The following is a 26,689-nucleotide window of genomic DNA, read 5'->3' on the forward strand; positions in this document are numbered from 1 at the left end:
GTCATCCGCTTGCATGTCGTAGCTTCAGCGAGTGTGTTTCGGGGCGTTACTCCGTCATTCCACACCTCGAAATAGCAGTTCTACCAATAATGGTGGCTAGTCTTTTCAACTAGCAACGTGTCGCACTCAAGTCAATATCTGGAACTTTATCCCCTTTAAATCCTAAAAAGGTTTCAAACGGAATATCTTGACCATCTTTTTTATAAGGTGTGCCACATTGAACACAATCTTTGTTCGGTAAGTCAAAGCCTGAGGCAACAGACCCGTCAGCGATAAACTCCGAATGCTTACAGCTCGGGCAAATATAATGTGGTGGTAATGGATTAACCTCTGTAATTTCCATAAAGGTGGCAACTAAAGAGGAGCCTACTGAGCCACGTGACCCTACTAAATAACCATCTGCTAACGATTTTTTTACAAGCTTTGCAGAAATTAAATAAATAACCCCAAAGCCGTGACCTAAAATCGATTTTAACTCTTTGTCAATGCGTGCCTGCACGATTTCGGGTAATTCTTCTCCGTAAATGTGATGCGCCATTTCGTATGTTAAGTTTGTTACTTCATCATCAGAGCCTTCAATTTTAGGTGTATATAAATCATCTTTAATCGGCTTTACATCGCCAATCATGTCTGCTATTAATTGCGTATTCGTAACGACAACTTCCTCTGCCAAATCAGGACCTAAAAAATCAAATTGTGCAAGCATCTCATCAGTTGTTCTAAAATGCACCTTTGGCAAAGGATAACGATTAAGCGGATTAGCACCGCCCATCGAGCCAATTAAAATTTGTCTAAACTTCCCATCTGTTTCATCTAAATAATGGACATTGCCTGTCGCTGCAACGGGGATATTTAATTTCTTCCCGAGCTTCACGAGCCTGCGAATAATATCCTCTAAATTCCATTCGTCATGAATTGTTCCGCGCTCAATCAGTTGCGAATAAACAGGTTTTGGATGTACTTCAATATAATCATAAAACTTTGCCACTCGCTCAGCTTCTTCAGGCGTTTTATTCATAATCGTTTCAAAAAGCTCACCATTCGAGCATCCTGAGCCAATAATCAAACCTTCACGGTATTTTTGTAAATCGCTCTTTTTCAATCTCGGTACACGATAAAACGTCTCTGTATGGGCAATCGAAATAAGCTTAAATAAATTTTTCAAGCCAATTTCATTAACCGCTAAAATAGTGCAATGTGAAGGTCTAGCCTGTTTATAGCTGTCATCTCCACCAACATAACGGTTAAAGTCATCATGATACTTAATGCCTTTATCATGCGCTTCTTTTAAAAGATGGAGCATTAGCTCACCTGTTGCCTCCGTATCATAAATAGCGCGGTGGTGCTGTGTTAGCTCCACACCATAGCGTTTACACAGCGTGTTTAGACGATGGTTTTTCAATGTTGGATTTAACATACGTGATAGCTCTAACGTATCAATAACAGGATGCTTATCATTACTAATGCCGTATTTTTGGTAGGCAACGTATAAAAAGCCAATATCGAATGAAGCGTTATGTGCCACAACAATGCTATCGCCAATAAATTCATGAAACTCACGTACAACATCTTCTACCTCTGGTGCGTCTCTTAACATATCATCGGTAATATGAGTTAAGTCAATAATATTTGCTGTTAGCGGCTTATGCGGGTTCGCAAAGCGTTCAAAGCGACCAATCACTTGCCCATTTTGAATTTTGACTGCTGCGAGCTCAATAATCGTGTCATATACAGTAGATAAACCTGTCGTTTCGACGTCAAACACAACGAATGTGGCATTTTCTAGATTAATATGCTGTTCTTCATAGGCAATGAGCGCCGCTGAGTCGACTAAATTCGCCTCTACACCATAAATAATTTTAATGCCATGTTTTTTACCAGCAGCATAAGCCTCCGGAAATGCTTGCACGACAGCATGGTCTGTAATTGCTACAGCAGGATGCCCCCATTTAGCAGCCTGTCCAACTAATTTATCTACAGGTGTTACTGCATCCATTTGACTCATCGGTGTATGCATATGCAATTCAACGCGCTTGCGCCCTTCTGGTGCAAGGTCTTTTCTCGTTTCCTTCTTTATTTCTACAATATCACGTGCCATCACTACTAAATCGCGTGCAAATGTATCCATTTGTACAGAACCACGAACTTTTACCCACATACCTTTTGAAAGTTGTGCCATTAATTCCGCATCACTATCATCTCGCGAAAACATTTTGACTAAAATTGAGTCCGTATAGTCGGTCATTTTGAACTCTAATAAGGAGCGACCACTTTTTAGCACTTTGACTTCCGAAATGAAGACAAAGCCCTCTAATACGATTGAGCGTTCTTCTTCAAGCACCGTTCGAATTTCCACCGTTTCACTATCTTTAATTTGTGCCCCTAGCTGGAATGGTCTGTCACCTAGCACTGCATTTGGCGAATCTGCCTTGTCCTTCTCGCGCTTAGCAAAATCCTCCAATGCCTGCTGTGCTAATATGGCTTCTTCTTGTCTACGCTGCTCCAAAAACGCCTCGTGTGCCTGCTTCATTTCGTCTGATTGCTCTACTAATTGAAATTCAAGCGGTATAGACGGGAAGCCAAATTGCTGATAGCTTTCCGATAACTTATCCGTATATTTCGATTTTAATGACATTTGCTCTATTTCATGCATTGTTGTAGCAATCAATTTATGCCCTGTCCATTGCGGTTTTTGCCTCATCAATTGATTTTTCAATGGTGGCGACATATCTTCTAGCTGCCTGATTGTCGGCAGCCAATAATCTAGTACTAGCTCCTCTGTCACAACAGGTGCAGTCGCCTCAATCGTTAATGTAATCGTTGCAATATGTGAAAACTTCTCTGTTAAACGTGCAATAAGTAGCTGGTATACTTTGTATGGCAGTATGTTTTGCAACTTAATGACGAAGCACCATATGCGATTTTTTTTATGAACAGATAATCTCGTTAGCTCGCCCTCTTCAAATAACGACATATAAATATCATCCGTTAGTTCTAGTTGCTGTAAGAGCATTAAAAACCTCGTTCTTGCCTCTTGTTCGTTGGTCATCATCGTCACCTTCCTCTAGCAAAAAAGAGCAGTCTAGAAAGGTCAAAAACTTTCTAGACAGCTCGTTCTTCTTTATATCCTATCATTCGTGTGTGCGGAAAAATTCGCTTAAGCGATCAACAACCTCTTCCTTCGCCCATTCAAATGTTTCACCTGTTGCACGTACCTTTACTTCCACGATGCCCTCTGAAGCTTTTTTGCCAATTGTAATTCGAATCGGTAAGCCTATTAAATCTGCATCAGCAAACTTTACACCTGGTCGCTCTTGGCGATCATCGAATAGTATGTCATAACGGTATGATTTTAAAATACTGTAAAGCTCATCTGCCAACTGGCTTTGCGTCTCGTCCTTCAAGTTAACAGGGACTAAATGTACATCATATGGCGCAAGCTGATTTGGCCAGATAAAGCCATTGTCATCTTGGAATTGCTCTGCCACAGCAGCTAGTATACGTGATACACCAATGCCGTAGCAGCCCATAATAAATGGCTGTGCCTTCCCTTGTTCATCCAAAAACGTGCCGTCCATTTTAGCCGAATAAGTTGTGCCTAGCTTGAAAATATGTCCTACTTCAATACCTTCAGCAAATTTAATTGTACCATGACCGTCTGGTGATGGGTCTCCCTCTTGAATAAAACGAATATCTTCATAGCTATTAATAGCGAAATCACGCTCTGGATTGACATTTGTATAGTGGAAACCATCATCGTTCGCACCCGCTACACCATTGCGAATCGTTTTTATCGCATGGTCTGCAATAACCTTTACTTCAACAGGTAGTTTAATCGGTCCGATTGAGCCTGGCGTACAATTCAATAAGTTTTTAATATCCGCTTCTTCTGCTAATTCTACAGAGGTAGCACCTAAAGCATTTTTCAATTTAATATCATTAATTTCATGGTCACCACGCGCTAACACAACAACAAGTTCCCCATCCACATTAAACACTAATGATTTAATGCAGTTTGCTGCATCAACAGAAAGGAAGTTACTTACCTCTTCAATCGTCTTCGCATTTGGTGTCGCCACTTTTTCAAGCTCTTTTTGTGCGACACTACTCGCTTTATAATCTACGATTACTTCTGCCATTTCGATATTGGCAGCATAATCTGATGAATCTGAATAAGCAATTGTATCTTCACCAATTTTCGATAATACCATAAATTCATGTGTGCCTTTACCACCAATTGAGCCTGCATCTGCAATAACTGCACGGAAATTCAAACCAAGACGTGTAAAAATATTTGAATAAGCACGATACATATCCTCATACGTTTCATCTAAGCTCTCTCTTGATGCATGGAATGAATAGGCATCCTTCATAATAAATTCGCGACCGCGTAATAAACCAAAGCGTGGACGCTTTTCATCGCGGAATTTTGTTTGAATTTGGTATAGCGTAATTGGAAGTTTTTTATACGATTTAATTTCATCACGCACTAATGTTGTAATTACCTCTTCATGCGTTGGACCTAGTGCGAAATCACGTTCATGGCGGTCTTTCAAACGCATTAATTCTGGACCATACGCTTCCCAGCGACCGGATTCTTGCCAAAGCTCTGCTGGTTGTAATGATGGCATTAGTAGTTCAATTGAATTGATTGCTTCCATCTCTTCACGAATAATTTGTTCAATTTTTGTCAATACACGCTTCGCTAATGGTAAATAGGAATAAACACCACTCGCATTTTGACGAATAAAGCCTGCACGTAATAATGCCTTATGTGATTGGACATCCGCATCTGCTGGCGTTTCCCGCAATGTTGGAATGAATGTTAAACTTTGTTTCATATATAGTTCCACCTTTAAATTAATTATATAGATAGCTTAAACAAACTTTGCTTTAGATGCTACTATTTCAATTACACCTCTGCGTAATTGCGTCTAGATTTTTTCGAGCTAGCTCAAAAATTCCTCTTCAAAATCTGTAACATCCACAGGAGGCTGAACTTCTTTCAGCGGGTATTTACACGCCCATTGATATGAGCCTAATGAATTCATTCATCTCGCCGCCTATAGATGCTTGAGACTTCTGAAGCTATACCTGTTGCCTTGCTACCGGGACAAATAAGATTTGTCGCTACGTTCTCAGTAAAAAGTAATTTACTTGCGCGGTTACTCGGCGCAGTAAACATTGGTGAAAGATGCTAAAAGAAAAACTTCTGAATATCGTTCCATGTTACGACAATCATTAAAATCATCAGTAACACGATGCCAACAAAATGCACAAGCCCTTCCTTTTGACGATCAATCGGTTTCCCGCGCAATGCCTCAAAACCGAAGAATAATAACCGTCCGCCGTCAAGTGCTGGTAGCGGCAATAAATTCATAATTCCTAAGTTCATGCTCAGTGCTCCCGCCCAAAACATTAAATTAAATATACCGTAGGATGTCGCTTCCTCCGTATATTTATAAATACCAACAGGACCTGATAGCTCATCAATCGACAATTGTGCTGTCACAAGCTTAATAACAGCTTTAAAAATCATTGTCGCTGTTTCATATGTCAGCTCTCCCGCGTAGGCTACAGCCTTTATCGGAGATTTTTCATAAGCTCGTGCCGCATAAATACCAATTTGTCCAACTTTTTCACCTTGGTCATTTTGTACAATTCTCGGTGTTAATTCAAAAGTTAATAGTTGACCGTCACGATTCACTTCCATTTGCATAGGTTGTCCCATTTTGGCTTGGATTGCTTGTGACAGCTCTTCCCATGTTGAAATACTTTTGCCATCAATTGCTGTTACAACGTCGTTACGCTCTAAGCCAACAGCACTCGCTACACCGTCGTCTGCAACTTGTGCAATTTTCGGCAGCGATTCGTTTGTAGGCACACCTTGTAAAAGCCCCATCATTAAAAACAGGAAAAAGGCTAAAATAAAATTAAATAACGGTCCTGCAAAAATAGCCATTGAGCGCTGTCCGACCGTTTTCGCATTAAATGTACGGTCATAAGGAGCAATCATTGTTTCTTTGCCATTTTCCACAATCGTCGCCGTACGTGAAACATTGTAGCGCACTAGATTTTCATCCTCATCGTAGCCTTCAATCCATAGCTCATGCTCTAAATCTGCACGCTCAACTTCCATAAATAAAATATTCGGATGCTGGCTATTTTGATTTAAAACAATCTTCTCAACGACATTATCTTCATTCATTAATAAGCCAACACGATAGCCCGGCTGTAATTCAACCGAATCTAAATCATCGCCAGCCATACGAACATATCCACCTATTGGAAGTAGGCGTAACGTATAAACAGTTTCGCCTTTCGTCATACCAAAGATTTTTGGCCCCATCCCAATGGCAAATTCTCGTACCATAATTCCTGCGCGCTTAGCGAATAGGAAATGTCCTAGCTCATGGAAAAATACGAGCGAGCCAAAAATTACGATAAATGCAATAGCTGTTTGCATAATTACCCACCTTCATAAGCTTTTTATTAATTACTCCACAAATGTAGCTTTTCCTTTGTTGCTTCTCAATGCTAGTAGCATAAGCATATTTTTATGCTATGTTAAAACTCGGCGAAAAACATACTCATTATAGATTCATTCTATTTTACCATGTCTATAACCGTTTTTCTCGTTTCACTATCTACATGTAAAATTGTCTCCAAATCTGGTAGCAGTATATTATTATGTGCAAGCATTACACGTTCAATAAGCTCCTCGATTTGTAAAAATGTTATTTTTTCTTGTAAAAACAACGAAACAGCTGCTTCATTTGCAGCGTTCATCGCTGTTAACATCGTTCCACCAGCACGCCCTGCATCATATGCAAGCTGTAATGCTTTAAAGCGCTCAAAATCAATCTCTTTAAATGATAATTGCCCAATTTGTGCTAAATTTAAACGCTGTCCACCTTGCACTGGTACACGCTCTGGATAACTAAGCGCATATTGGATTGGCACGCGCATATCCGGCGTACCAAGCTGTGCAATAACACTCGTATCATGGTATTCCACTAATGAATGAATAATGCTCTCGCGATGCAATAATACATCAATTTTATCGTATGACATGTCGAACAAAACATGTGCTTCAATCACTTCAAGCCCTTTATTCATCATCGTGGCAGAATCAATCGTAATTTTAGCACCCATTGACCAATTGGGATGATTTAAAGCATCCTTTACTGTCACATGCTGCAACTCTTCACGACTACGGTCGCGGAATGAGCCGCCTGAAGCGGTCAAAATTAAACGCTCAATATTGTTAGGATTTTCACCATTCATAGATTGGAATAAAGCGGAATGCTCGCTATCAACAGGTAAAATCGGCGCATTATATTTACGCGCCTCTGCCATCACTAGATGCCCTGCTGTAACAAGTGTTTCCTTATTCGCAATGGCAATCGTTTTCCCCATGCGAATCGCTGCTAAAGTAGCTTCTAAGCCGACGCTACCTAATACGGCATTAAGTAATACCGCTGTTTCTGGATGTGTGGCTACTTCCACAAGCCCTTTTGCACCATAGGTAATCTCAATATGCGGATATTCCTGTTGTAAGCGACGTGCATCCTCGGCATCTTGAACAGATACAAGCTGTGGCTGCAATTCATTTATAATTTGCTTTGTTGCCTCTATGTTTCGTCCTGAAGATACTGCAACAAGCTGAAAAGTCTCTTTTTGTGCTTTTAAAATATCAATCGTTTGTAAACCAATAGAGCCTGTTGCTCCTAATAAGCTAATTTTTTTCAACTTCTTTACTTCCCTTCATTAGTTAACGAAATGCAGCAAGTTTAATAATGGTAAAACGAATAATAAGCTATCAAAGCGGTCTAAAATGCCACCATGACCAGGTAAAATTGTACCTGAATCCTTAACATCATAATGTCGTTTAATAGCAGACTCTACTAAGTCACCCATTTGTCCGAATATCGAGCTAATAATGACAATGATGATTAATAAAAGCCATGAAATAGTAAACGGCACAATTAGCTGCATAATGATTGCCGCAATAACAGCAACTGCTATACCACCTAAAAAGCCTTCCACCGTTTTATTCGGGGATATTTCTGGCCATAGCTTATTTTTCCCGAAGCGACGACCAATAAAATATGCGCCAGAATCGGTTGTCCAAACAATAAGCAAGGCAAAAATAACAAATACTAATCCTGCTTCACGCGTTTCGATAAAATAATAAAAGCCAATGCCAACATATAATGTGCTTAAAATAACAAAGGCTACATCATCAAATGTAAAATGATTTTTCACAATAACCGAATAAACAAGCAATAAAATAACACCAATAATAAGAAGTTCAAATTTTGTATAGCTTGTTATTTCAAGCACTTTTTCCGCTACATTTTTCGGTAGCAAAATGGTAAACAATGTGAGTGCTCCTAATATTCCCGGTACAGAAAAAACCGCAATCCCTTTCATCTTTAAAATCTCATATAATCCTACTGCTGCCATTGCATAAACTAATAAAGCGAATGGCCATTGCCCATAAACGACGAAAGGTATAAATAACGCCGCTGCAATAACTGCTGTTATGATTCGTTGCTTCACTACTGCTCTTCTCCTTTCAGCCCGCCATACCGTCTATTTCGTTGCTGATACTGCTGGACTGCCTTTAATAAGCATTGCTCATCAAAATCTGGCCATAGCGTATCTGTAAATAAAAATTCAGTATAGGCTAGCTGCCACAACATAAAATTGCTTAAACGTACTTCTCCACTTGTGCGAATCAATAAATCTGGCTCAGGTAAATGGGAAGTCATTAAATTAGCACTAATATGCTCTTCTGTTACCTCATCAATTGTTAGCTTGCCTGCTGCCACTTCCTGCATAATATGCTTCATTGCTAGCACAAGCTCTGCACGACTACCATAATTCATCGCAAAATTTAAAATTAAGCCCGTATTATGCTTTGTTGTATTGATTGCATGGTGTAAAGCCTTCTGCGTATGCATAGGCAAGCTTTCCACATCTCCAATCATTTGCACTCGAATATTGCGCTCCATCAGCTCTGGTAAAAAGGAATTAAGAAATTGTTCGGGTAGTCCCATTAAAAACTCAACTTCCGATTTAGGGCGCTTCCAATTTTCCGTTGAAAAAGCGTATAATGTTAAAATATCCACACCTAAATCACAAGCATAGCGCGTAATTTTCCGCACAGTTTTCATTCCTTCATGATGTCCGGCAATTCTCGGCATCGCACGCTTTTTCGCCCATCTACCATTGCCGTCCATAATAATCGCAATATGCGAAGGAACCTCTGCATCAATTAAGCTCTTGCTATTATATTCGATTTCATTTTTATTTATTTTTTTTCCTAACAGCTTTTTAAACATAGCCTATTCCTCCAACTACTTGCATATCGGACCTATTTTATCGTATTCAGACATCATGATAGTACTGCATACACCTACGGCACTCTATCTTGATTCAGCTTTTCCCACTACAGATGGCAAATTAAATGCCTACTTTGATTCAATCGTAATTAAATATTCATTGAATTAAGATATAGTTGTGGCGGATGTCATATATTTTGAAAAACAACTACTTACGCAAGCTCGAAAAAATCTAGACTAGAGTTAGTATAGGCATAATTGATTAAAGTAATAGAACAATCAATTATATCTCTAATATATTTTAACATACGCGTCTCATAATATAAGGTGTTTTATTATTAATTTCTTTGACATATGTCAACCTATTCGCCCTCGTTAGTAATTGCCATATTCCACCGGTCATAGCATGGAAATTTCCTAATTACGCCTTCCACCACAACATGTATTCATTATCTTTTGATAGTATGTAAATAATTTATGATTCAGCCTCTTCTTTTACCACTCATTGAATTAAGCAAAGGTCTATCCATCAAGATAAAAAAGACGTCCTGTTTGAAAGGACGCCTTAATTCACTTAAAGTTCTATCGTCATTATACAGATAAAATTTCTTGTTCTTTTTCTTTTGTTACATCGTCGATTTTTGTGATAAATTCGTCTGTTAGCTTTTGAATATCATCATTATAGCCGCGCAGATCATCCTCTGTAATTTCGCCGCCTTTTTCAAGCTTTTTCAATTCATCATTCGCATCACGACGAACGTTACGAACTGCGATTTTTGCATCCTCAGCTTCCTTTTTCACTTGCTTCACAAGCTCTTTACGACGTTCTTCTGTTAATGCAGGAATTGCTAAACGAATAACCGTTCCGTCATTTGTTGGTGTAATACCAATATCTGACTTCATAATTGCCTTTTCTATTTCACCTAATGCTGTTTTATCATAAGGTGAAATCACTAAAAGACGAGCTTCTGGTACTGAAATCCCCGCTAATTGGTTAATTGGTGTTGGGGCACCATAGTAATCGATAGAAATGCGGTCTAATAATGATGCGTTGGCACGTCCAGCACGAATAGATGCTAGTTCACGTGAATATGCGCTCAATGATTTTTCCATTTTATCTTTTGCTTGTTCTAAAACTTGCTTTGCCATTATGAATTCCTCCTAACAACAGTTCCAATTTTTTCGCCCGTGACAGCACGTTTAATATTTCCTTCTTCCATTAATGAGAATACTATTAATGGAATGTCGTTGTCCATACATAAAGTAGACGCTGTTGAATCCATTACTTGTAACCCTTGTTGAATTACATCTAAGTATGATAACTCATCGTATTTTACTGCGTTTGGATCCGTTTTTGGATCCGCTGAGTAAATGCCATCCACATTATTTTTGCCCATTAATATCGCTTCTGCATCAATTTCAGCCGCACGCAATGCAGCTGTTGTATCTGTAGAGAAGAATGGGTTACCAGTTCCTGCTGCAAAAATAACAACGCGCTTTTTCTCAAGATGACGTACAGCTTTACGACGAATGTATGGTTCAGCAACCTGTGTCATAACAATTGATGATTGTACACGTGTTTCGATGCCTAATTTCTCTAATGCATCTTGTAATGCTAAAGAGTTCATAACAGTTGCCAACATGCCCATATAGTCAGCAGCAGCGCGGTCCATTCCCATTTCGCTACCTACTTTGCCACGCCAAATGTTTCCTCCGCCTACTACTACTGCCACTTCTACACCAAGATCCACTACTTGCTTCACTTCAGCTGCAACATCTTTAATTATTTTTGGCGCTAATCCAAAGCCCGCTTCTCCAGCTAACGCTTCACCGCTTAGTTTAATTACTACACGTTTGTATTTTGGCACACTCATAGTAAACCTCCGTCACTTGTATGTTTAAAATATAGTTAAATTTGTTAATTCACTTGAATTTTGCTTGAAAAAGAGGGAACACGCTAGTGCTGTGCTCCCTAAATGTAGTTCTCAATTTGAGATATAAGATTAGTTACCTTTAACTTGGTTCATTACTTCTTCAGCAAAGTTATCTTCGCGTTTTTCAATACCTTCACCTACAGCATAACGAGTGAATGCAGTTACATTACCACCAGTTGATTTTACGAAGTCACGAACTTTTTGGTCTGAGTTTTTAACGAAAGTTTGGTCAAGTAAGCAAACGTCTTCGAAGTATTTACCAAGGCGACCTTCTACCATTTTTGCTACGATGTTTTCTGGTTTACCTTCGTTTAGAGCTTGTTCAGTTAATACTTTGCGCTCACGCTCAACTTCTTCAGCAGAAACTTCGTCACGAGATACGTAAGTTGGGTTAATTGCAGCGATATGCATTGCGATATCCTTTGCAGCTACAGCGTCTGTAGAGCCTTCTAAAGTAACTAATACACCGATGCGACCACCCATGTGTAAGTATGCGCCAAATGCATCAGCATCTGTTTTAGTTTTGATTTCAAAACGACGTAAAGAGATTTTTTCTCCAATTGTAGCTGTAGCTTGAGAAATTTGATCAACGATTTTAACACCGTCTTTTTCAAGGTCGAAAGCAGCTTCTACTGATGCTGGTTTCGCAGCTAATAATTGCTCCGCTAAGCTAGCAACTAGGTCTTGGAACTTGTCGTTTTTCGCAACGAAATCTGTTTCAGCATTAACTTCAAGAAGAATTGCTTCGTTGCCATTTTCTAAAATGTAAGTAGTACCTTCCGCAGCGATACGGTCAGCTTTTTTACCTGCAGCCGCTAAACCTTTTTCACGTAAGAAATCGATTGCCGCTTCTAAGTTACCATCTGTTTCTACTAACGCTTTTTTACAGTCCATCATACCAGCGCCAGTTTTTTCACGTAATTCTTTAACTAATTGTGCAGTGATTGCCATTTTAAGTGTGCCTCCTCGAAATAGATAAAATTAATATTGTATTCTCAAAAAAAGGTGATAAGAGGGATCAGCCACTTATCACCATTGTGTAAAAAGGAATAATTACTCAGCAGCTACTGTTTCTTCTTCAACAGCTGGAGCTTCTGATTCACCTTGTTTAGACTCGATTAGCGCGTCAGCCATTTTTGCAGTTAATAATTTAACAGCGCGAATAGCGTCATCGTTCGCAGGGATTACATAGTCGATTTCATCTGGATCACAGTTTGTATCAACAATACCTACTAGAGGGATGTTTAATTTACGAGCTTCCGCAACAGCAATACGCTCTTTACGTGGGTCTACTACAAACATTACATCTGGAATAGCTGACATATCACGGATACCGCCTAAGAATTTCACTAGACGCTCATGCTCTTTTTTAATTTGAATAACTTCTTTTTTAGGAAGAACTTCGAAGATACCATCTTCTTCCATTTTTTCGATTTCTTTCATACGTGCAACACGTTTTTGAATTGTACCGAAGTTTGTTAAAGTACCACCTAACCAACGTTGGTTGATGTAGTAGTTACCTGAACGCTCAGCTTCTTCTTTAATCGCTTCTTGCGCTTGCTTTTTAGTACCAACGAAAAGTACTTTTCCGCCTTCTTCGCCAACTTGACGCATGAAGTCATAAGCCTCTTCTAATTTTTTAACTGTTTTTTGTAAATCGATAATATAAATACCGTTACGCTCAACAAAAATGTATTTTTTCATTTTTGGGTTCCAACGGCGTGTTTGGTGACCGAAATGTACACCAGCTTCAAGTAATTGTTTCATTGAAATTACTGACATGTTTAGTTCCTCCTAATTGTTTGGTTTTTTCCCTCCGTATTTGTCATCTGCAACAAGTAACTCTATAATATAGAGCACCACTTACTACATCAAAATACGTGTGTATTGTTAACACCGCTATAAAATATAGCATACTTTTGGACAGCTTGCAACTAATTAATAAAAGAGTGGTTCCTATTATTGTTTTGCCAGAAAACTATCCACAATGCAAAATTCTATAAATTTCTTAACAAAAAAAGTCTGACAAGCAGTGCTTTGCATGCTTGTCAGACGCTCTCCCCCTGATGAAATTTAATAAGGAGTTCGATTTCTGTTTTGCCTTTTTGAGCTTGTTTAGCGATTTCTTCAATAGATTGCCCGTTTTTATACATAGCAATAATTTGTTGCTCTGGTGTCAATGGCTCTCGCTTTGCTGCCGGTGCTTCATGTTTTTCAGGCTCTTTTGCCTTGTGCTGCCTATAGACACTTGCTGCAATATTTTTAGGGACAAAGGCTTTCTTTTCGATTTGCACTTGCTCCTTCAAAATATTTTCAGACAGCGGCTCATTCCTTATCTCCAACGTTGATGCAATTTCTTGTGTAGCTTGCTGGGCACTTGGCATCACGTTTTTTGCCTCGTTTAATTCGCGCAGCAAGCGATTATTTTCCTCGCGCATTTCAATTAAATAAACACCGATAGCATCGTCCATTTCCTGCATTAATTGATCTTGTCTAATTTCTAAATCTTTAAATTTAGCCACTTTATTATTCAAGATGATAATTAAATAAAAAATAATAAGCTGTGAAATAATAAGCCCTATCAATAAAACACTAATAACTGAATTCATGCTTTCTCCTATCCGCTATAGTCAATAAAGTTTCCTTTAAACGGGTGATGTGCTTTTTCTTTTTCCTCTTTTGTTTGCTTTTTCTTTTTTTGCTGCTCAGCATTTGACTCATTATGGCTTTCTTCGTCTGAAATGGCATCTAAATTTTCAGTATCATTCACTGTTTTTTGCTTTCGCTCTAATTCTTTTTTTAGTGCTTCATTGGCATGCATTTGTTGAAGTATATTATTTTGATGCTGCTGGTCAGCCATTTTCCCAGCATCAAAAGTTTTAGGAATTGCGATTTGTAATTCCACACCCTTTAAACTCATGCTAATCACTCCTATGAATTAATGACTTCTGACGATAAAAACTTCCTTAGCTTAAATAACGCCTTTGAGTGAATTTGTGATATTCGAGAAGTTGATAATTCGAGCATTTCGCCAATTTCTGTGAGCGTCATTTCTTCGGTATAAAATAAGCTCAGCACAAGCTGCTCTTTTTCATTAAGCTTTTCAATATTGCGCCCTAAATCGGCTAGTAGCTCGTTATGCACAACTTCCTGCTCTGGTGTACGCGTATCATCATCGCGTATAACAAATGTTTTTCCTTCTACCTCTTCTTGATCTTGCTGCTCATTAATCGATAACACATTTGAGAAAAAGTGCTCTTGCACCGTTTGATAGATTTCTTCAATTGGTAATTGCATATGCTCTGCTAATTCCTCTGGTGTGGCATGACGCATTAGCTTTTGCTCAAGTGCCTCAATTTGCGCCTCAAGCCTCTTGGCTTTTTCTCGGGCTGAGCGCGGTAGCCAGTCTTCCTTGCGTAAACCGTCTATAATCGCGCCTCGTACACGAAAGGACGCATATGTGTCAAACTTTAAATCTCTCTTTATATCAAACTTATTTAAAGCATCGAATAACCCCATCATGCCTAGACTATATAAGTCATCTCTCGAAACATTTTTAGGTAACCCAGCCCCGATACGCTGCACATGATAAGATACAAGCGGTTTATATTTTTTTATTAATTGATTGCCAGCTTCTACATCTCGCTCCATCGTCCAGCTATGCCAAAGATTTTGCTCATCATTTACCATCGGTTGTGTCACACGTATCCACCTCTCTTTGAAATCAATCGTGCCTCTGTCAACTTATTCAAGCGAATTGCCATAGATTTTATGTCGCTACAGTGAGAGCTGTGTCACTGTGTCGACATAAAGTATTATTATAATGATTATAACAAATTTATTCATATTTTTCATATGTACGTTAGACACATTTTAACAAAAAAAGAACTGTTCAGAAAATCTTCAATGCTTCTAAACAGTTCTATATTTCTTGATTTAGCATTAAGAAGAAGGGCTCTTTACCATTTCATCTTCCCTATGCATCATCGTGCGCACAACTTGTGCGATATCCTCTGTACTTTCATCAGCAAATTCGACTGTTGATGTAGCATTTTGCTGTACAAATGGTTGCTCCTCAGAAGTGGTGATTTCAGCAACTTCATCATGTTCTTCGCTAAAGACAATTTCTTCTGGTGTATAAAAAATATAGCCTAAGACATATCGCAGCGGGAATACGATGATAAAGCCAATCGCCGCTACACCCAATGACATTCCGATTGTTGGGATTGGTGTCGCTAATGGATTTTGAATTGCATAGACGAAATACGCCGTAAAACTAAATAGCGCAACCCAACAGTTAATTAAAATCGAACCAAGCATTATATTTCACTCACCCCTCGGTTCACTGTACGAATATTTAACATGCTCGTAACAGGGTTAAATTCAATTGTTCGACCACTGTTTCCACCTGTGTCCTCTGCAATAAGAGGAATTTTATATTTGCTCAGTTCATTTTTCACAGCTTCTACATTACGCGGTCCAATACGCATCGAGCTTTTATCAGACGTGAATTGGAACATTTGTGCACCACCGGCGATTTTAGCCTTTAGTTTAAATGTTTGAACGCCCTCAGCTTTTAGCAAATCTAATAACGCCTTAATACCTGTGTCAGCAAATTTTGCTACATTTGTTGCATCTACTTTACCTAAACTCGAATCAGGAAGCATAACATGAATTAAACCAGCGATTTGTTTTGTTTCGTCATAAATCACGACACCGACACACGACCCTAAGCCAGATGTGCGAATTGTGTGGGGAGCCTTTACTACATCCATTTGTGCAATACCTACTTTAACAATTGTGTTAGACACTAGCATCTACGATACACCTAACACCTTGAAAATTGTTGCAAACGAATCTGGGTCTGGTAACAAGAAAAAATGGCCATGTACAGCTTCGTCGAGCGCAATATCTTCTTCAAAAATGGATGTGTTAATAACGATAACATGGTCGCTTACTTGAGATAACTCGATTAAACCTGTACTAATAATAGCGCCGAACATATCAACACTTAATCCCGGTACAGTCGGATAGATTTTTAACTTCGTGAAATCTGATAAAGCCGATAAATAAGAGCCCGATAAAATATTGCCCATTTCCTGCATAGCCGATAATGCAAGCTCTGACACAGGGGTCTTGTAAAAATCAAATGTCTCATCATGAATTAAGCGACGAATAAAACGGTTCGCCTGCTCAATTGGTAAGATGAAAAACATACTGCCCTCAATATCCCCTTCGATTCTTAAAAAAACACCAACTACAACTGTTTCAGAGCCTCCTGCTAGCTCCATCATATGTTCAAAGGTTACCATTTCGACTTTAGGTACTTGCATATCAATTTTTTTATTTAATAAATCTGATAGAGCAGTCGCTCCGTGTGCAGCACCGATATTCCCGATTTCCTTTAATACATCTAAATGTAGTGAAGTAATTTTTTGATTAAAATTCATCTCATATCCCTACTTTAGTAGCCTCTAAACAGCTGAGGCTATTTAGAGGCATCATTTTAGCTTAATGGATTTAATACTCTGTCTAAATGCAATAAAATTAACAAGCGATTGTCCAGCTTTGCAACGCCTGAAATAAACTCTTCTTCCAAAGAACCAACTACCTCTGGCTGCTGTTCGATAGAGCCTGCTGCAATATCTAAAACGTCATTTGCCGAATCAACAACAAAGCCTACTTCCATATCTTCTAGCGTAATTATAATAATACGTGCTGCGTCTTCCTCTCCAACAATCGGCAAATTAAAGCGCTCGCGTAAATCGATAATCGGTGTTACAACACCACGTAAATTAATAACTCCCTTTACGTAGGATGGCGTTTTAGGCACTCGCGTAATATGCATTAACTTTTCAATTCCTTGCACATGTGATACCGGAATCGCATACTCTTTATCTGCTAATTGAAAAACAATTACTTTAATATATTCTTGTTCAACAGCATTTGTCATAGTTTACACCTCTTCTTATCCTTATCACTTCATTAGCGCATTACAATCAACAATTAATGCTACTTTTCCGTTTCCTAAAATTGTTGCACCTGAAATCGCAAAAATATTTGTTAAGTAATTTCCTAAAGATTTTAATACAATTTCTTGCTGACCAATAAAGGAATCTACAACTAAACCAGCAAGCTTTTCCCCTTTACGGACAATTACTACTGAATAAAATTCATCGTCCTGCGCTTCTGTACGAGGCACTTCAAAGATTTCATCTAAGAACACAAGCGGTACGACTTTACCGCGGAAATCAATTACTTTTTGATTATGCGCATTTAAAATTTCCGAATGGCGAATAATCGATGTTTCAATAATTGACGATAAAGGAATCGCATAAATTTCTTTTTCGATTTCTACAAGCATGACAGAAATAATCGATAATGTTAAAGGTAGCTGGATTGAGAATGTTGAGCCAACACCTTCAGTAGAGTCAATTGAAATATTTCCTCCTAATGACTCAATTGTTGTTTTCACCACATCCAGCCCTACGCCACGACCAGAAATGTCAGAAATCACATCTGCTGTCGAGAAACCAGAAGCTAGTATAAGCTCATTAATTTGTTTATCCGATAATGTTTTAGCCGTTTCTGCTGTTACAACTCCTTTAGCAAGAGCCTTTGCTAAAACCTTTTCTTGATTAATGCCCGCGCCATCGTCCTCGATTTCAATGAATACATAGTTTCCACTATGGAAAGCACGAAGCTGCACAGTACCTTCCTCTGGCTTTCCTTTCGCCATACGCATTTCTGGACTTTCGATTCCATGGTCAAGGGAATTACGAATTAAATGTACGAGTGGATCACCAATTTCATCGATAACTGTACGGTCTAATTCTGTTTCTGCCCCAATAATTTCTAAATTGATTTTTTTATTTAGGTCACGTGACAGTTGGCGCACCATTTTCGGGAAGCGGTTAAATACTGTTTCCACTTGCACCATGCGCATTGTTAATACAATATTTTGTAAATCGCCCATTACCCGACTCATACGCTCTACTGTTTCATTTAATTCAGGGTGATTGACTTCTGCCGAAATAGATTGCAGTCGACCTCGATCAATCACAAGCTCCTCAAATAAATTCATTAAAATATCGAGACGCTCAATATTTACGCGAATCATTTTGTTGGAAACATGACTACCTGATTTGCTATTCGATGATGGCGCCTTGTTATTTGTTGCCACCGGCTCTGCTGCAACTTTTACTATTTCCTGCTGCTCCTGTGGCGCTTCCTCTGCTACTTCTAGCTTTTTCTCTGACTTTAAAACATTTTCATTGAGAGGAATGACGATTACTTCTTCTACTTCTGAAACTTTCATTAGTTTCTTTTGTAAATCATCAGCTTGTTCCTTTGAAATATAGGCAATTTGGAATGTTTGATCAAACTGTTCTTCTTCCAAATTATCGACAGTTGGAACAGATTTAATGACATCACCATTTTTCTCTAAAATCTCAAAAACCATAAAGACACGTGCAGCTTTTAATAGACAGTCTTCACGCAATGTGACAGAAATTTCGTATGCAAAATGGTCTTGTTCAATTGATTGTGCCAGCACTGTTTTTTCAAAATCATCATATGTTAATTTTGACTCATGCTGAACAATTGTCGCAGCTGTTTCTTCCGCTGCCTTTGCTAGCTCTTCACCTGCTTCAATGCGTTTTAACTGCGCTACTGTAGCTTGTACATCGCGCTTGCCGTCTCCGCCTTCCGCGATATCCATTACCATCTCTTCTAAATGATCTACAGATTCAAAAACGATGTCTAAAATTTCTGGCGTTACTTTAATTTTCTCATTGCGAATTGCATCTAAAACATTTTCCATTTTATGTGTCAAGTCTGCTAAGTCCTCGAAGCCCATTGTTGCAGACATACCCTTCAATGTATGGGCAGAACGGAAAATTTCATTCACAATTGATAAATCTTCTGGATTTTTTTCTAATTCTAATAAATGCTCACTGCACGCCTGTAAATGCTCTTTGCTCTCTTCGATGAACATTTCTAAATATTGATTCACTTCCATTTATGAAGGCACCCCTTTAATACATATATTTCATAATCGTTTGCGCGATATGATCTACGTCTACCACTTCATCAACAAGCTGCGTTTCTACCGCTGCTTTTGGCATACCATAAACGATACACGTATCAGCAGACTCAGCAATTGCCCTTACATTACCTGATTTTTTTAATGCTTTTAAACCATTCGCACCATCCTGTCCCATACCAGTCATAATAACTGCGATTTTATCCATATCATGACAGCTACTAACATCTTCAAACATGACATCCACTGATGGGCGATGTCCCGACCTCGGTGGCTCTGTTTGATCGAGAACGATAGCGTAAGTTGTTCCTATTTTTCGAAGCTTTAAATGGTAGCCTCCAGGCGCGATATAGGCAACGCCATCTTTTAAAATATCGCCTTGCTCTGCTTCTTTTACATGAATACTACTTAGTTGATCTAAACGATTGGCCAAAGATTTCGTGAAGCCTGCTGGCATATGTTGTACAATTAAAATTGGTGCATTAACATTTTCAGGAATTTTCGTAATCACTTCTTGTAATGCACGGGGTCCTCCTGTGGATGTACCAATTAAAATAATTTTTTTAGACGTTTTGCTCCATTCTCTTTTATTTGGAATGGGTGACGTGACTGGTTGCTGCTTTTTTATGTGCGGAATATTAAATGGCCTTTCCGCTTTAAAAGGCTCTGTTTTTCGAGCTACTTCTAGCGGTCTTTTTAGCTTCGTTACAGAAATATTGGCTGCCGATTCTACTTTCTGAACTAATTCCTCTTTAATTTTATGTAAATCGAGAGAAATCGTACCACTAGTTTTTGCGACAAAATCTACAGCACCATACTCCATTGCTATTAATGTATTTTCTGTTCCTTGCTTTGTTGTACTTGAGAGCATGACTACAGGAACTGGACAAATACTCATAATTTCTCTTAATGCATCTAACCCATTCATTTCAGGCATTTCTACATCCATCGTGACGACATTTGGCTGTAGTTTCTGTATTTTTTCAATCGCATCTTTTCCATTGCGCGCTGTTCCCACCACTTCAATATTTAAGTTACCATCAAAAAAGTCGCCAACTAGCTTTCTCATAAAAGCCGAGTCATCCACGATCAGCAACTTTTTTTTACTTGAGAATCCCAACTAATCACGCCCTTTCGAAAAAATACTTCTCAGTTTTGTTAACAAATTATTCGAATGTTTCGGTGCATGTATTTCTTCTGTTGTTTCCTGCAAAAAACGCTGGACAATTTGCTGCATCGTTTTCGAAATTGGAGCGTTCGGATATAAAATAGTAAACGGTACCTGCTCCCTAACAGCTTTTCTTACAACAGGGTCCTCTGGCAGTGAGCCAAGCGGTATTGTTTCTTTTGACATGAACTTTTGCATAGCTCCATTTAGCCGCCCTAGCGTTTCTTGCCCTTCTTCCTTAGACATTACGCGATTACATAATATATAAAATGTTTTTTCGCTGTCCTTTAGATGAATAAATTTCATCATCGAGTAGGCATCCATAATAGCGGTTGGTTCTGCTGTAGAAATAACGATTATTTCATCAATAGATGTTAGCAAGTCAAGCGACCAGTTTGTTGCACCAGCACCCATATCGAATAAAATATAATCGAAGGATTGCTGAAGCTGTCTAAAGGCTGAAATAAGCGCCTCAAACATCGCGTCAGACCATTCAACAAGCGCCGACATACCTGAGCCTCCAGAAATGTAACGTACCTCATTTGGCCCTGCAAACATCACTTGGTCAAGCGTTACACTACCTTGCAAATAATCTTTTAAACTATATTCTGTCGTTTTCCCAAAAAGAATATGAATGTTTCCCATACCGATATCCATATCTAAAATGACGACGTTTTTTCCTTCTTTCGCTAATAATGCCGCAAAATTCGTTGTAAAATTACTTTTTCCTACACCGCCTTTACCGCTTACAATCGCTATTGACTTTCCTAAAGCACCCTGACTTTCTAACATTTTCATTCGCAAAATTTCAGCCTGATCTCTCATTTAATTTCTCCTTGAAAGAACAACTCAAATAATTTTTCTAAACTTGGCTCCTCTATATCCTCTGGTACTTCTTGCCCATTTGTATAGTAAGCAAGTCCTTTCTTATATTTAATCATTAAATTGAACATTGTGCCAATAGAATTTGTTTCATCCAGCTTCGTAAAAATGAATTTTTCGACATGAATTTGATTAAACTGCTGAATGATTGTTTCTAAGTCTTGTTCTTTCGATGTTAGTGATAGTACTAAAAAAGTTTGTACCTCGTCACCGAAATTAATAAGGCGCTGCAAATCAGTAATATACCTTGCTTCTTTATAATTTCGCCCTGCTGTATCGATAAACACTAAATCTAAATGGGCAAACTTCTCAATCGCTGCTTTATAATCTTCAGCGCTGTAAACAATTTCAATCGGCACTTGTAACAAGCCTGCATATGTTTTCAATTGTTCAATTGCTGCGATTCGGTACGTATCCGTCGTAATAAAACCGACCTTTTTTTTCTTTTCGAGCACAGCTCGAGCAGCCATTTTTGCAATCGTTGTCGTCTTTCCTACACCTGTAGGTCCAAGCACATTAATATATTTACGGTCATAAGAAACAGCACCTATTTCAATACCTCTTAATTGCCGCTCTAAAATGCGCCTTGTCGCTTCTTGGAAATCATCAAAGTCAATAGTAACAAGATTTTCTGTATGAACAAAAAGCTCATCACTAACTTGTGTGATGAGCTCTTCATTCAGCTCTTGCTGTTTCAAATAGTCGATAAAGTGCAAGAGTTCATCGGGATATTTTGACTGAATGGATTGTCGATGTAAAGATTGCATAATTAATTTTAAATCTGCAATTTCCTTTTTTAATTCGTTTGTCATTGTAGAGTCTTCTTCTGCAGATGTTTTTTTAGAAATAGCCTGCTCTTGTTCTTTCATTATAGATGGTGCAGCAGCCTCTATTATCGGCTTCAAAGATTGCAAGTCTTGTAAAGGTGGAAAAACGGGCTTCGCTTCCACCTTATCAACTCCTGCCACAACTTCAAAGCTTTTCTTTTTCACTAGACCAAAAAACTTTTTATTGACGACGACCTTTGAATTTAAAATTACAGCATCATCACCGAGCTCAGCCCGAATCAATTTCATGGCTTCCGCAATTGATGGGGCATTATATTTCTTCATCTTCATTCAACATTCACCACTCCAACACTTTGAATTTCCACAGCGGCATCAAGCTCATTGTAGCTTAAAATAGGGATTTGCGGGAAATAACGTTCCGTTAATTGACGCAAATACATACGCACTCCCGGTGAGCATAAAATTAACGGGGATTGCTCCATATAGGAAACCCGCTCTACTTCTTTAGCAATCGTTTCAAGCACTAGCTGAGAGTCATGCGGGTCCATCGCTAAATAATTGCCGTGGTCTGTTTGTTGAATACTGTCTGCGATTAGCTTCTCTACTTTCGCCGAAACAGTAATTACTTTAAGTGCTGGTTGACCGTTGACGTATTGCGTCGTAATTTGTCTTGCAAGTGCTTGTCTTACATATTCAGTTAAAATATCTGTATCACTCGTTAGCTTTGAATAGTCTGCTAATGTTTCAAAAATAATTGGTAAATTACGAATGGATACATTTTCACGCAATAATTTGCTAAGCACCTTTTGAATTTCTCCAATAGACAATGGGGCAGGTGTTAATTCTTCTACTAAAATAGCATGTGTTTCACGTAAATGATCAATTAATTGCTTCGTTTCTTGACGTCCAAGTAATTCGTAAGCATTTGCTCGAATCATTTCCGTCAAATGCGTTGAAACAACGCTTGGTGGATCAACAACTGTATAGCCAAGCATTTCGGCCTCTTCCTTCACCTGCTCTGTAATCCATTTTGCAGGTAGACCAAAGGAAGGCTCGATTGTATCAATGCCATCGATGCTATCATCATCGCCAGGACTCATTGCTAAAAAGTGGTCTAATAGAAGCTCTCCGCGCGCCATTTCATTGCCCTTTATTTTAATGCGATATTCATTCGGCTGTAACTGTATATTATCACGAATTCGTACAACAGGGATAACAATACCTAGCTCTAAGGCAAGCTGACGACGTATCATAACAACGCGGTCTAATAAATCCCCGCCCTGTGCCGCATCAACAAGTGGAATTAAGCCATAGCCAAACTCAAATTCAATCGGGTCAACACTTAATAAACTAACGACATTTTCAGGACTTTTCATCGTATCCGTTGCTACTTCTTCTTCCAACTCAAGCAATTCTTCAGGGCTTTCTTCTTTTTTATGATCCATTAACCAAGCACCGATTGCTAAAGCTGCTGCAATTGGAATCGTAATCCAAAATGGAATAGGTGTGAATAGACCAAGTAAGAAAATAGTTGCACCGGCTACATAAAGCAGCTTTGATTGTGCAAATAGTTGCTTTGTAATATCTTCTCCAAGATTACCATCTGATGCTGCACGCGTTACAACAATACCTGTTGCAGTTGAAATTAATAGTGCTGGGATTTGCGATACAAGACCATCTCCGACAGTTAAAATCGAGAATTTATTGGCTGCCTCCGAAAAGCTTAAATCTAAGCTGACAATCCCTATAATCATACCGAATAATAGGTTAATAAATACCATAATAATAGAGGCGATTGCATCTCCTTTTACGAACTTAGTGGCACCATCCATCGCTCCGTAAAAATCCGATTCTCCTGCTACTTTATCGCGGCGTTCACGCGCTTCTTTTTCAGAAATAATACCAGCGTTTAAATCGGCATCGATACTCATTTGCTTACCAGGCATCGCATCTAATGTAAAACGTGCTGCTACTTCAGCTACACGCTCCGCCCCTTTTGTAATAACAATAAATTGGATAATTACTAACAGCATGAAAATAACTAAACCAACTAAAATATTTCCACCTGTTACGAAATTACCAAATGTATCAACAACATCCCCTGCATCTCCGTTCGCTAAAATTGCTCGCGTAGTAGATACACTTAATCCTAAACGGAATAATGTCAGTAATAAAATAACGGACGGAAAAATGGAGAAGTCTAAAGCTTCCTTCATATTCATTGCTGTTAATAATACGAGTAAAGCTAGCGTAATATTAATAATAATTAGAAAGCTTAATAACCACGTAGGTAGAGGGATAATGAGCATCGCTACTACTAAAATAACCGCAGCTAAAACCCCTATATCGCGAATTTTCATTACTTTCCCTCCTGCTAAATTTTGCGTTTAATACGATACACATACGCTAAAATTTCTGCTACTGCTTTAAAAAACTCTTCTGGTACGGCATCACCAATTTCAACTTGGTCATACATCGCACGCGCTAGTGGTCGATTTTCCACCATTATGACATCATGTTCCTTGGCAATCATTTTAATTTTTTGAGCAACAAAATCTGTCCCTTTTGCAATTACACGCGGTGCATCCATGCTATTCTCATCATACTTTAAAGCAATAGCGTAGTGCGTCGGGTTTGTAATAACAACGTCAGCCGACGGTATTTCTTGCATCATGCGGCGCATCGCCATTTCACGTTGGCGCTGCTTAATTTTTGACTTAATCAAGGGGTCACCCTCGCTATTTTTATATTCATCTTTAATGTCCTGCTTTGACATTTTTAATTGCTTTTCATATTCATATTTTTCATAAAAATAATCTAGAATCGCAATAAGTATTAACATTAGTGCAGCGGCAAGTCCCATAATGCCTGTCAAATAGGCAACTGTACCCAAAATTTCCCACGGGCTTTTAAAAGCGAGCGATAAAACATTTTCTAAATTCATCCAAATAACAGTTGTCGTTACAGTGCCAATAAATGCAACTTTCAACAACGATTTAATTAAATTAATAATCGCTCGTGTCGAAATAATTTTCTTTATTCCCTTTATAGGGTCCATTTTTTTTAAATCTAATTTTAATGTTTCTGTTGTAAATAGAAGTCCAAATTGAAAATAGTTAGCTCCAATACCCGCAACCATCGCAACTACCATAATTGGCAAAACAAGCATCGCCATTTCTTTTAATGATTCAAAATACATCTCCATCACTGTATCAACTGTCATCGTATCGATTAGTAGATTACGTCCAAAAGCTTGATTCAAGAAGTCTATTAAACCGCTAAACATGAACGGAGCCGCAATGAATAAAAAAGCAAATGTTATAAGTAATAAAAAAGCGGCAGTTACATCTTGGCTTTTTAATACTTGCCCCTTTTTTCTCGCATCTTGACGTTTTTTAGGCGTCGCTTTCTCCGTTTTTTCACCTGCAAAAAATTGGAGGTCCAGTGTAATATAAAGTTTCATGTTAGCCACCACCTAAAAGAACCATTAAATCTCGTAAGTGCACAATCATCATTTCAATCAACTTTTGCATAACGCCTACCATTACACCCATCGTAATGACTAAAATGATAAAACCCACTGCAATTTTAATTGGGAAACCAACGACGAAAATATTCATTTGCGGTACAGTTTTCCCTGTAATTCCAAGTGCCACTGTAACTAAAAATAGTGTTGCAATTATTGGAGCTGACATTTGAAAGGCGATTGCAAATACAGCCACAAACATTTTAATAATAAAATCCACAGTCGCCTCACTGCCGAAACTAGGGAAAAATTGATTCATCGGCATAAATTGATAGCTGTAATAAATACCATCTAACAGCAAATGATGTCCATTTATAGCTAGCATTGTTAAAAGCGCTAGGAAGTTAAAAAATTGACCCATTAATGGACTTTGAGTACCTGTTTGTGGATCAATAATATTGGCCATTGCAAAGCCCATTTGGAAATCAATGAAGCCACCGGCAATTTGGACTGCTGACATAATGATATAGGCGGTTAACCCTAGCATTAATCCAATAATAGCTTCTTTTAATACGAGTAATATGTAATAACCATCAAATGCAATTGCCTCGTTTGGAAATGCGTAATACATAATTAACGATAACGCAAACGCTAGAGCAATTCTCATTTGAGGCGGTATTGTACGATATGAAAATAACGGGACTGATACAAAAAAGGCAGATACACGAACGAACATCAATAGCAAAACGGTTATTTGAGGAACTAATTCTGCCATCTTCTATCCTATGTAACGAACCAAATTATTTAAAATCTCATGAAAAAAGTTTGTCATCTGTGAAATCATAAACGGACCAAAAAAGACAATTGCTACTAACACGGCTACAATTTTTGGTACGAACGCTAATGTTTGCTCCTGAATGGATGTCGTCGCTTGAAAAATACTCACCATTAGCCCTGTCGCTAATGCAATAAGAAGTAGCGGTCCCGACGTAACAAGGACAACAAAAATTGCTCGCTCTGCAATTGAAATGACCATTTCCTGTGTCATTATGTATCA

General features: G+C 38.5%; 24 protein-coding genes and 1 pseudogene. All 25 read right to left on the minus strand.

Annotation, left to right across the window (positions count from 1 at the left end; all coding sequences use genetic code 11):
* Window positions 1-124 precede the first annotated feature (124 nt).
* A pseudogene (locus MHB51_RS06575) lies at window positions 125-3,049 on the minus strand (PolC-type DNA polymerase III); the annotation flags it as partial.
* An 82-nt stretch (window positions 3,050-3,131) separates the two neighbouring features.
* Window positions 3,132-4,841 (minus strand): proline--tRNA ligase, encoded by a 1,710-nt coding sequence (locus MHB51_RS06580; RefSeq protein WP_066170136.1) that lies wholly within the window; start codon window positions 4,839-4,841, stop codon window positions 3,132-3,134.
* A 356-nt stretch (window positions 4,842-5,197) separates the two neighbouring features.
* On the minus strand, window positions 5,198-6,466 hold the full coding sequence (rseP, locus tag MHB51_RS06585; protein ID WP_107942299.1) for an RIP metalloprotease RseP: 1,269 nt from the start codon (window positions 6,464-6,466) through the stop codon (window positions 5,198-5,200).
* Window positions 6,467-6,606: 140 nt separating this feature from the next.
* A complete protein-coding gene (gene dxr, locus MHB51_RS06590; RefSeq protein ID WP_107942298.1) occupies window positions 6,607-7,752 on the minus strand; it encodes a 1-deoxy-D-xylulose-5-phosphate reductoisomerase in 1,146 nt (381 codons plus the stop codon).
* An 18-nt stretch (window positions 7,753-7,770) separates the two neighbouring features.
* Entirely contained in the window at window positions 7,771-8,565 is a 795-nt protein-coding gene (locus MHB51_RS06595; RefSeq protein WP_066170126.1) for a phosphatidate cytidylyltransferase, read from the minus strand.
* The gene (locus MHB51_RS06600; RefSeq protein ID WP_066170123.1) at window positions 8,565-9,350 is read right to left on the minus strand and encodes an isoprenyl transferase; all 786 of its coding nucleotides are present in this window, start codon (window positions 9,348-9,350) and stop codon (window positions 8,565-8,567) included. The genes MHB51_RS06595 and MHB51_RS06600 overlap by 1 nt, the downstream gene beginning before the upstream one ends.
* Window positions 9,351-9,941: 591 nt before the next feature.
* Window positions 9,942-10,499, minus strand: a complete 558-nt coding sequence (frr, locus tag MHB51_RS06605) for a ribosome recycling factor (RefSeq protein ID WP_066170121.1) — start codon at window positions 10,497-10,499, stop codon at window positions 9,942-9,944.
* Window positions 10,499-11,224, minus strand: a complete 726-nt coding sequence (pyrH, locus tag MHB51_RS06610) for a UMP kinase (RefSeq protein ID WP_066170118.1) — start codon at window positions 11,222-11,224, stop codon at window positions 10,499-10,501. The genes frr and pyrH overlap by 1 nt, the downstream gene beginning before the upstream one ends.
* Window positions 11,225-11,353: 129 nt before the next feature.
* The gene (gene tsf / locus MHB51_RS06615) at window positions 11,354-12,235 is read right to left on the minus strand and encodes a translation elongation factor Ts (RefSeq protein WP_107942296.1); all 882 of its coding nucleotides are present in this window, start codon (window positions 12,233-12,235) and stop codon (window positions 11,354-11,356) included.
* A 102-nt stretch (window positions 12,236-12,337) separates the two neighbouring features.
* Window positions 12,338-13,066 carry a 30S ribosomal protein S2 gene (gene rpsB / locus MHB51_RS06620; protein ID WP_066170113.1) on the minus strand — a complete coding sequence of 243 codons (729 nt, stop codon included), beginning with the start codon at window positions 13,064-13,066 and terminating at the stop codon, window positions 12,338-12,340.
* 266 nt (window positions 13,067-13,332) lie between these two features.
* Entirely contained in the window at window positions 13,333-13,893 is a 561-nt protein-coding gene (locus MHB51_RS06625; RefSeq protein WP_342559258.1) for a hypothetical protein, read from the minus strand.
* Between the two features lie 8 nt (window positions 13,894-13,901).
* Window positions 13,902-14,204, minus strand: a complete 303-nt coding sequence (locus MHB51_RS06630; protein WP_342559259.1) for an RNA polymerase subunit sigma — start codon at window positions 14,202-14,204, stop codon at window positions 13,902-13,904.
* A gap of 11 nt (window positions 14,205-14,215) precedes the next feature.
* The gene (locus MHB51_RS06635; protein ID WP_107943076.1) at window positions 14,216-14,974 is read right to left on the minus strand and encodes a FliA/WhiG family RNA polymerase sigma factor; all 759 of its coding nucleotides are present in this window, start codon (window positions 14,972-14,974) and stop codon (window positions 14,216-14,218) included.
* Between the two features lie 252 nt (window positions 14,975-15,226).
* Window positions 15,227-15,604, minus strand: a complete 378-nt coding sequence (locus MHB51_RS06640) for a hypothetical protein (protein ID WP_066170095.1) — start codon at window positions 15,602-15,604, stop codon at window positions 15,227-15,229.
* Complete coding sequence (locus tag MHB51_RS06645) at window positions 15,604-16,101, minus strand: chemotaxis protein CheD (protein WP_066170092.1); 498 nt, start codon at window positions 16,099-16,101, stop codon at window positions 15,604-15,606. Before MHB51_RS06645 ends, MHB51_RS06640 begins: the two co-directional genes overlap by 1 nt.
* Window positions 16,102-16,734, minus strand: a complete 633-nt coding sequence (locus MHB51_RS06650; RefSeq protein WP_066170089.1) for a chemotaxis protein CheC — start codon at window positions 16,732-16,734, stop codon at window positions 16,102-16,104.
* Between the two features lie 56 nt (window positions 16,735-16,790).
* Entirely contained in the window at window positions 16,791-17,237 is a 447-nt protein-coding gene (locus tag MHB51_RS06655; protein ID WP_066170082.1) for a chemotaxis protein CheW, read from the minus strand.
* 24 nt (window positions 17,238-17,261) lie between these two features.
* A complete protein-coding gene (locus MHB51_RS06660) occupies window positions 17,262-19,304 on the minus strand; it encodes a chemotaxis protein CheA (protein ID WP_107942295.1) in 2,043 nt (680 codons plus the stop codon).
* Window positions 19,305-19,320: 16 nt separating this feature from the next.
* The gene (locus MHB51_RS06665; protein WP_268807848.1) at window positions 19,321-20,448 is read right to left on the minus strand and encodes a chemotaxis response regulator protein-glutamate methylesterase; all 1,128 of its coding nucleotides are present in this window, start codon (window positions 20,446-20,448) and stop codon (window positions 19,321-19,323) included.
* Entirely contained in the window at window positions 20,449-21,321 is an 873-nt protein-coding gene (locus MHB51_RS06670) for a MinD/ParA family protein (RefSeq protein WP_066170077.1), read from the minus strand. It lies immediately after the preceding gene.
* Window positions 21,318-22,496 carry a flagellar biosynthesis protein FlhF gene (gene flhF, locus MHB51_RS06675; protein WP_342559260.1) on the minus strand — a complete coding sequence of 393 codons (1,179 nt, stop codon included), beginning with the start codon at window positions 22,494-22,496 and terminating at the stop codon, window positions 21,318-21,320. Before flhF ends, MHB51_RS06670 begins: the two co-directional genes overlap by 4 nt.
* Window positions 22,493-24,526, minus strand: a complete 2,034-nt coding sequence (gene flhA, locus MHB51_RS06680) for a flagellar biosynthesis protein FlhA (protein ID WP_066170074.1) — start codon at window positions 24,524-24,526, stop codon at window positions 22,493-22,495. The genes flhF and flhA overlap by 4 nt, the downstream gene beginning before the upstream one ends.
* A 14-nt stretch (window positions 24,527-24,540) precedes the next feature.
* Window positions 24,541-25,629 carry a flagellar biosynthesis protein FlhB gene (gene flhB / locus MHB51_RS06685; protein ID WP_342559261.1) on the minus strand — a complete coding sequence of 363 codons (1,089 nt, stop codon included), beginning with the start codon at window positions 25,627-25,629 and terminating at the stop codon, window positions 24,541-24,543.
* A gap of 1 nt (window position 25,630) precedes the next feature.
* A complete protein-coding gene (fliR, locus tag MHB51_RS06690) occupies window positions 25,631-26,407 on the minus strand; it encodes a flagellar biosynthetic protein FliR (RefSeq protein ID WP_066170070.1) in 777 nt (258 codons plus the stop codon).
* Between the two features lie 3 nt (window positions 26,408-26,410).
* Complete coding sequence (gene fliQ / locus MHB51_RS06695) at window positions 26,411-26,680, minus strand: flagellar biosynthesis protein FliQ (protein ID WP_066170064.1); 270 nt, start codon at window positions 26,678-26,680, stop codon at window positions 26,411-26,413.
* Between the last annotated feature and the right edge of the window lie 9 nt (window positions 26,681-26,689).

Source organism: Metasolibacillus sp. FSL K6-0083, assembly GCF_038630865.1.
Classification (GTDB): Bacteria; Bacillota; Bacilli; order Bacillales_A; family Planococcaceae; genus Metasolibacillus; species Metasolibacillus fluoroglycofenilyticus.

Coding starts and splice junctions, on each gene's coding strand:
- MHB51_RS06580 (WP_066170136.1), bottom strand. CDS start 4,841: ATGAAACAAAGTTTAACATTCATTCCAACATTGCGGGAAACGCCAGCA.
- rseP (WP_107942299.1), bottom strand. CDS start 6,466: ATGCAAACAGCTATTGCATTTATCGTAATTTTTGGCTCGCTCGTATTT.
- MHB51_RS06600 (WP_066170123.1), bottom strand. CDS start 9,350: ATGTTTAAAAAGCTGTTAGGAAAAAAAATAAATAAAAATGAAATCGAA.
- frr (WP_066170121.1), bottom strand. CDS start 10,499: ATGGCAAAGCAAGTTTTAGAACAAGCAAAAGATAAAATGGAAAAATCA.
- pyrH (WP_066170118.1), bottom strand. CDS start 11,224: ATGAGTGTGCCAAAATACAAACGTGTAGTAATTAAACTAAGCGGTGAA.
- tsf (WP_107942296.1), bottom strand. CDS start 12,235: ATGGCAATCACTGCACAATTAGTTAAAGAATTACGTGAAAAAACTGGC.
- rpsB (WP_066170113.1), bottom strand. CDS start 13,066: ATGTCAGTAATTTCAATGAAACAATTACTTGAAGCTGGTGTACATTTC.
- MHB51_RS06625 (WP_342559258.1), bottom strand. CDS start 13,893: ATGAATTCAGTTATTAGTGTTTTATTGATAGGGCTTATTATTTCACAG.
- MHB51_RS06630 (WP_342559259.1), bottom strand. CDS start 14,204: ATGAGTTTAAAGGGTGTGGAATTACAAATCGCAATTCCTAAAACTTTT.
- MHB51_RS06635 (WP_107943076.1), bottom strand. CDS start 14,974: ATGGTAAATGATGAGCAAAATCTTTGGCATAGCTGGACGATGGAGCGA.
- MHB51_RS06640 (WP_066170095.1), bottom strand. CDS start 15,604: ATGCTTGGTTCGATTTTAATTAACTGTTGGGTTGCGCTATTTAGTTTT.
- MHB51_RS06645 (WP_066170092.1), bottom strand. CDS start 16,101: ATGCTAGTGTCTAACACAATTGTTAAAGTAGGTATTGCACAAATGGAT.
- MHB51_RS06650 (WP_066170089.1), bottom strand. CDS start 16,734: ATGAATTTTAATCAAAAAATTACTTCACTACATTTAGATGTATTAAAG.
- MHB51_RS06655 (WP_066170082.1), bottom strand. CDS start 17,237: ATGACAAATGCTGTTGAACAAGAATATATTAAAGTAATTGTTTTTCAA.
- MHB51_RS06660 (WP_107942295.1), bottom strand. CDS start 19,304: ATGGAAGTGAATCAATATTTAGAAATGTTCATCGAAGAGAGCAAAGAG.
- MHB51_RS06670 (WP_066170077.1), bottom strand. CDS start 21,321: ATGAGAGATCAGGCTGAAATTTTGCGAATGAAAATGTTAGAAAGTCAG.
- flhF (WP_342559260.1), bottom strand. CDS start 22,496: ATGAAGATGAAGAAATATAATGCCCCATCAATTGCGGAAGCCATGAAA.
- flhA (WP_066170074.1), bottom strand. CDS start 24,526: ATGAAAATTCGCGATATAGGGGTTTTAGCTGCGGTTATTTTAGTAGTA.
- flhB (WP_342559261.1), bottom strand. CDS start 25,629: ATGAAACTTTATATTACACTGGACCTCCAATTTTTTGCAGGTGAAAAA.
- fliR (WP_066170070.1), bottom strand. CDS start 26,407: ATGGCAGAATTAGTTCCTCAAATAACCGTTTTGCTATTGATGTTCGTT.
- fliQ (WP_066170064.1), bottom strand. CDS start 26,680: ATGACACAGGAAATGGTCATTTCAATTGCAGAGCGAGCAATTTTTGTT.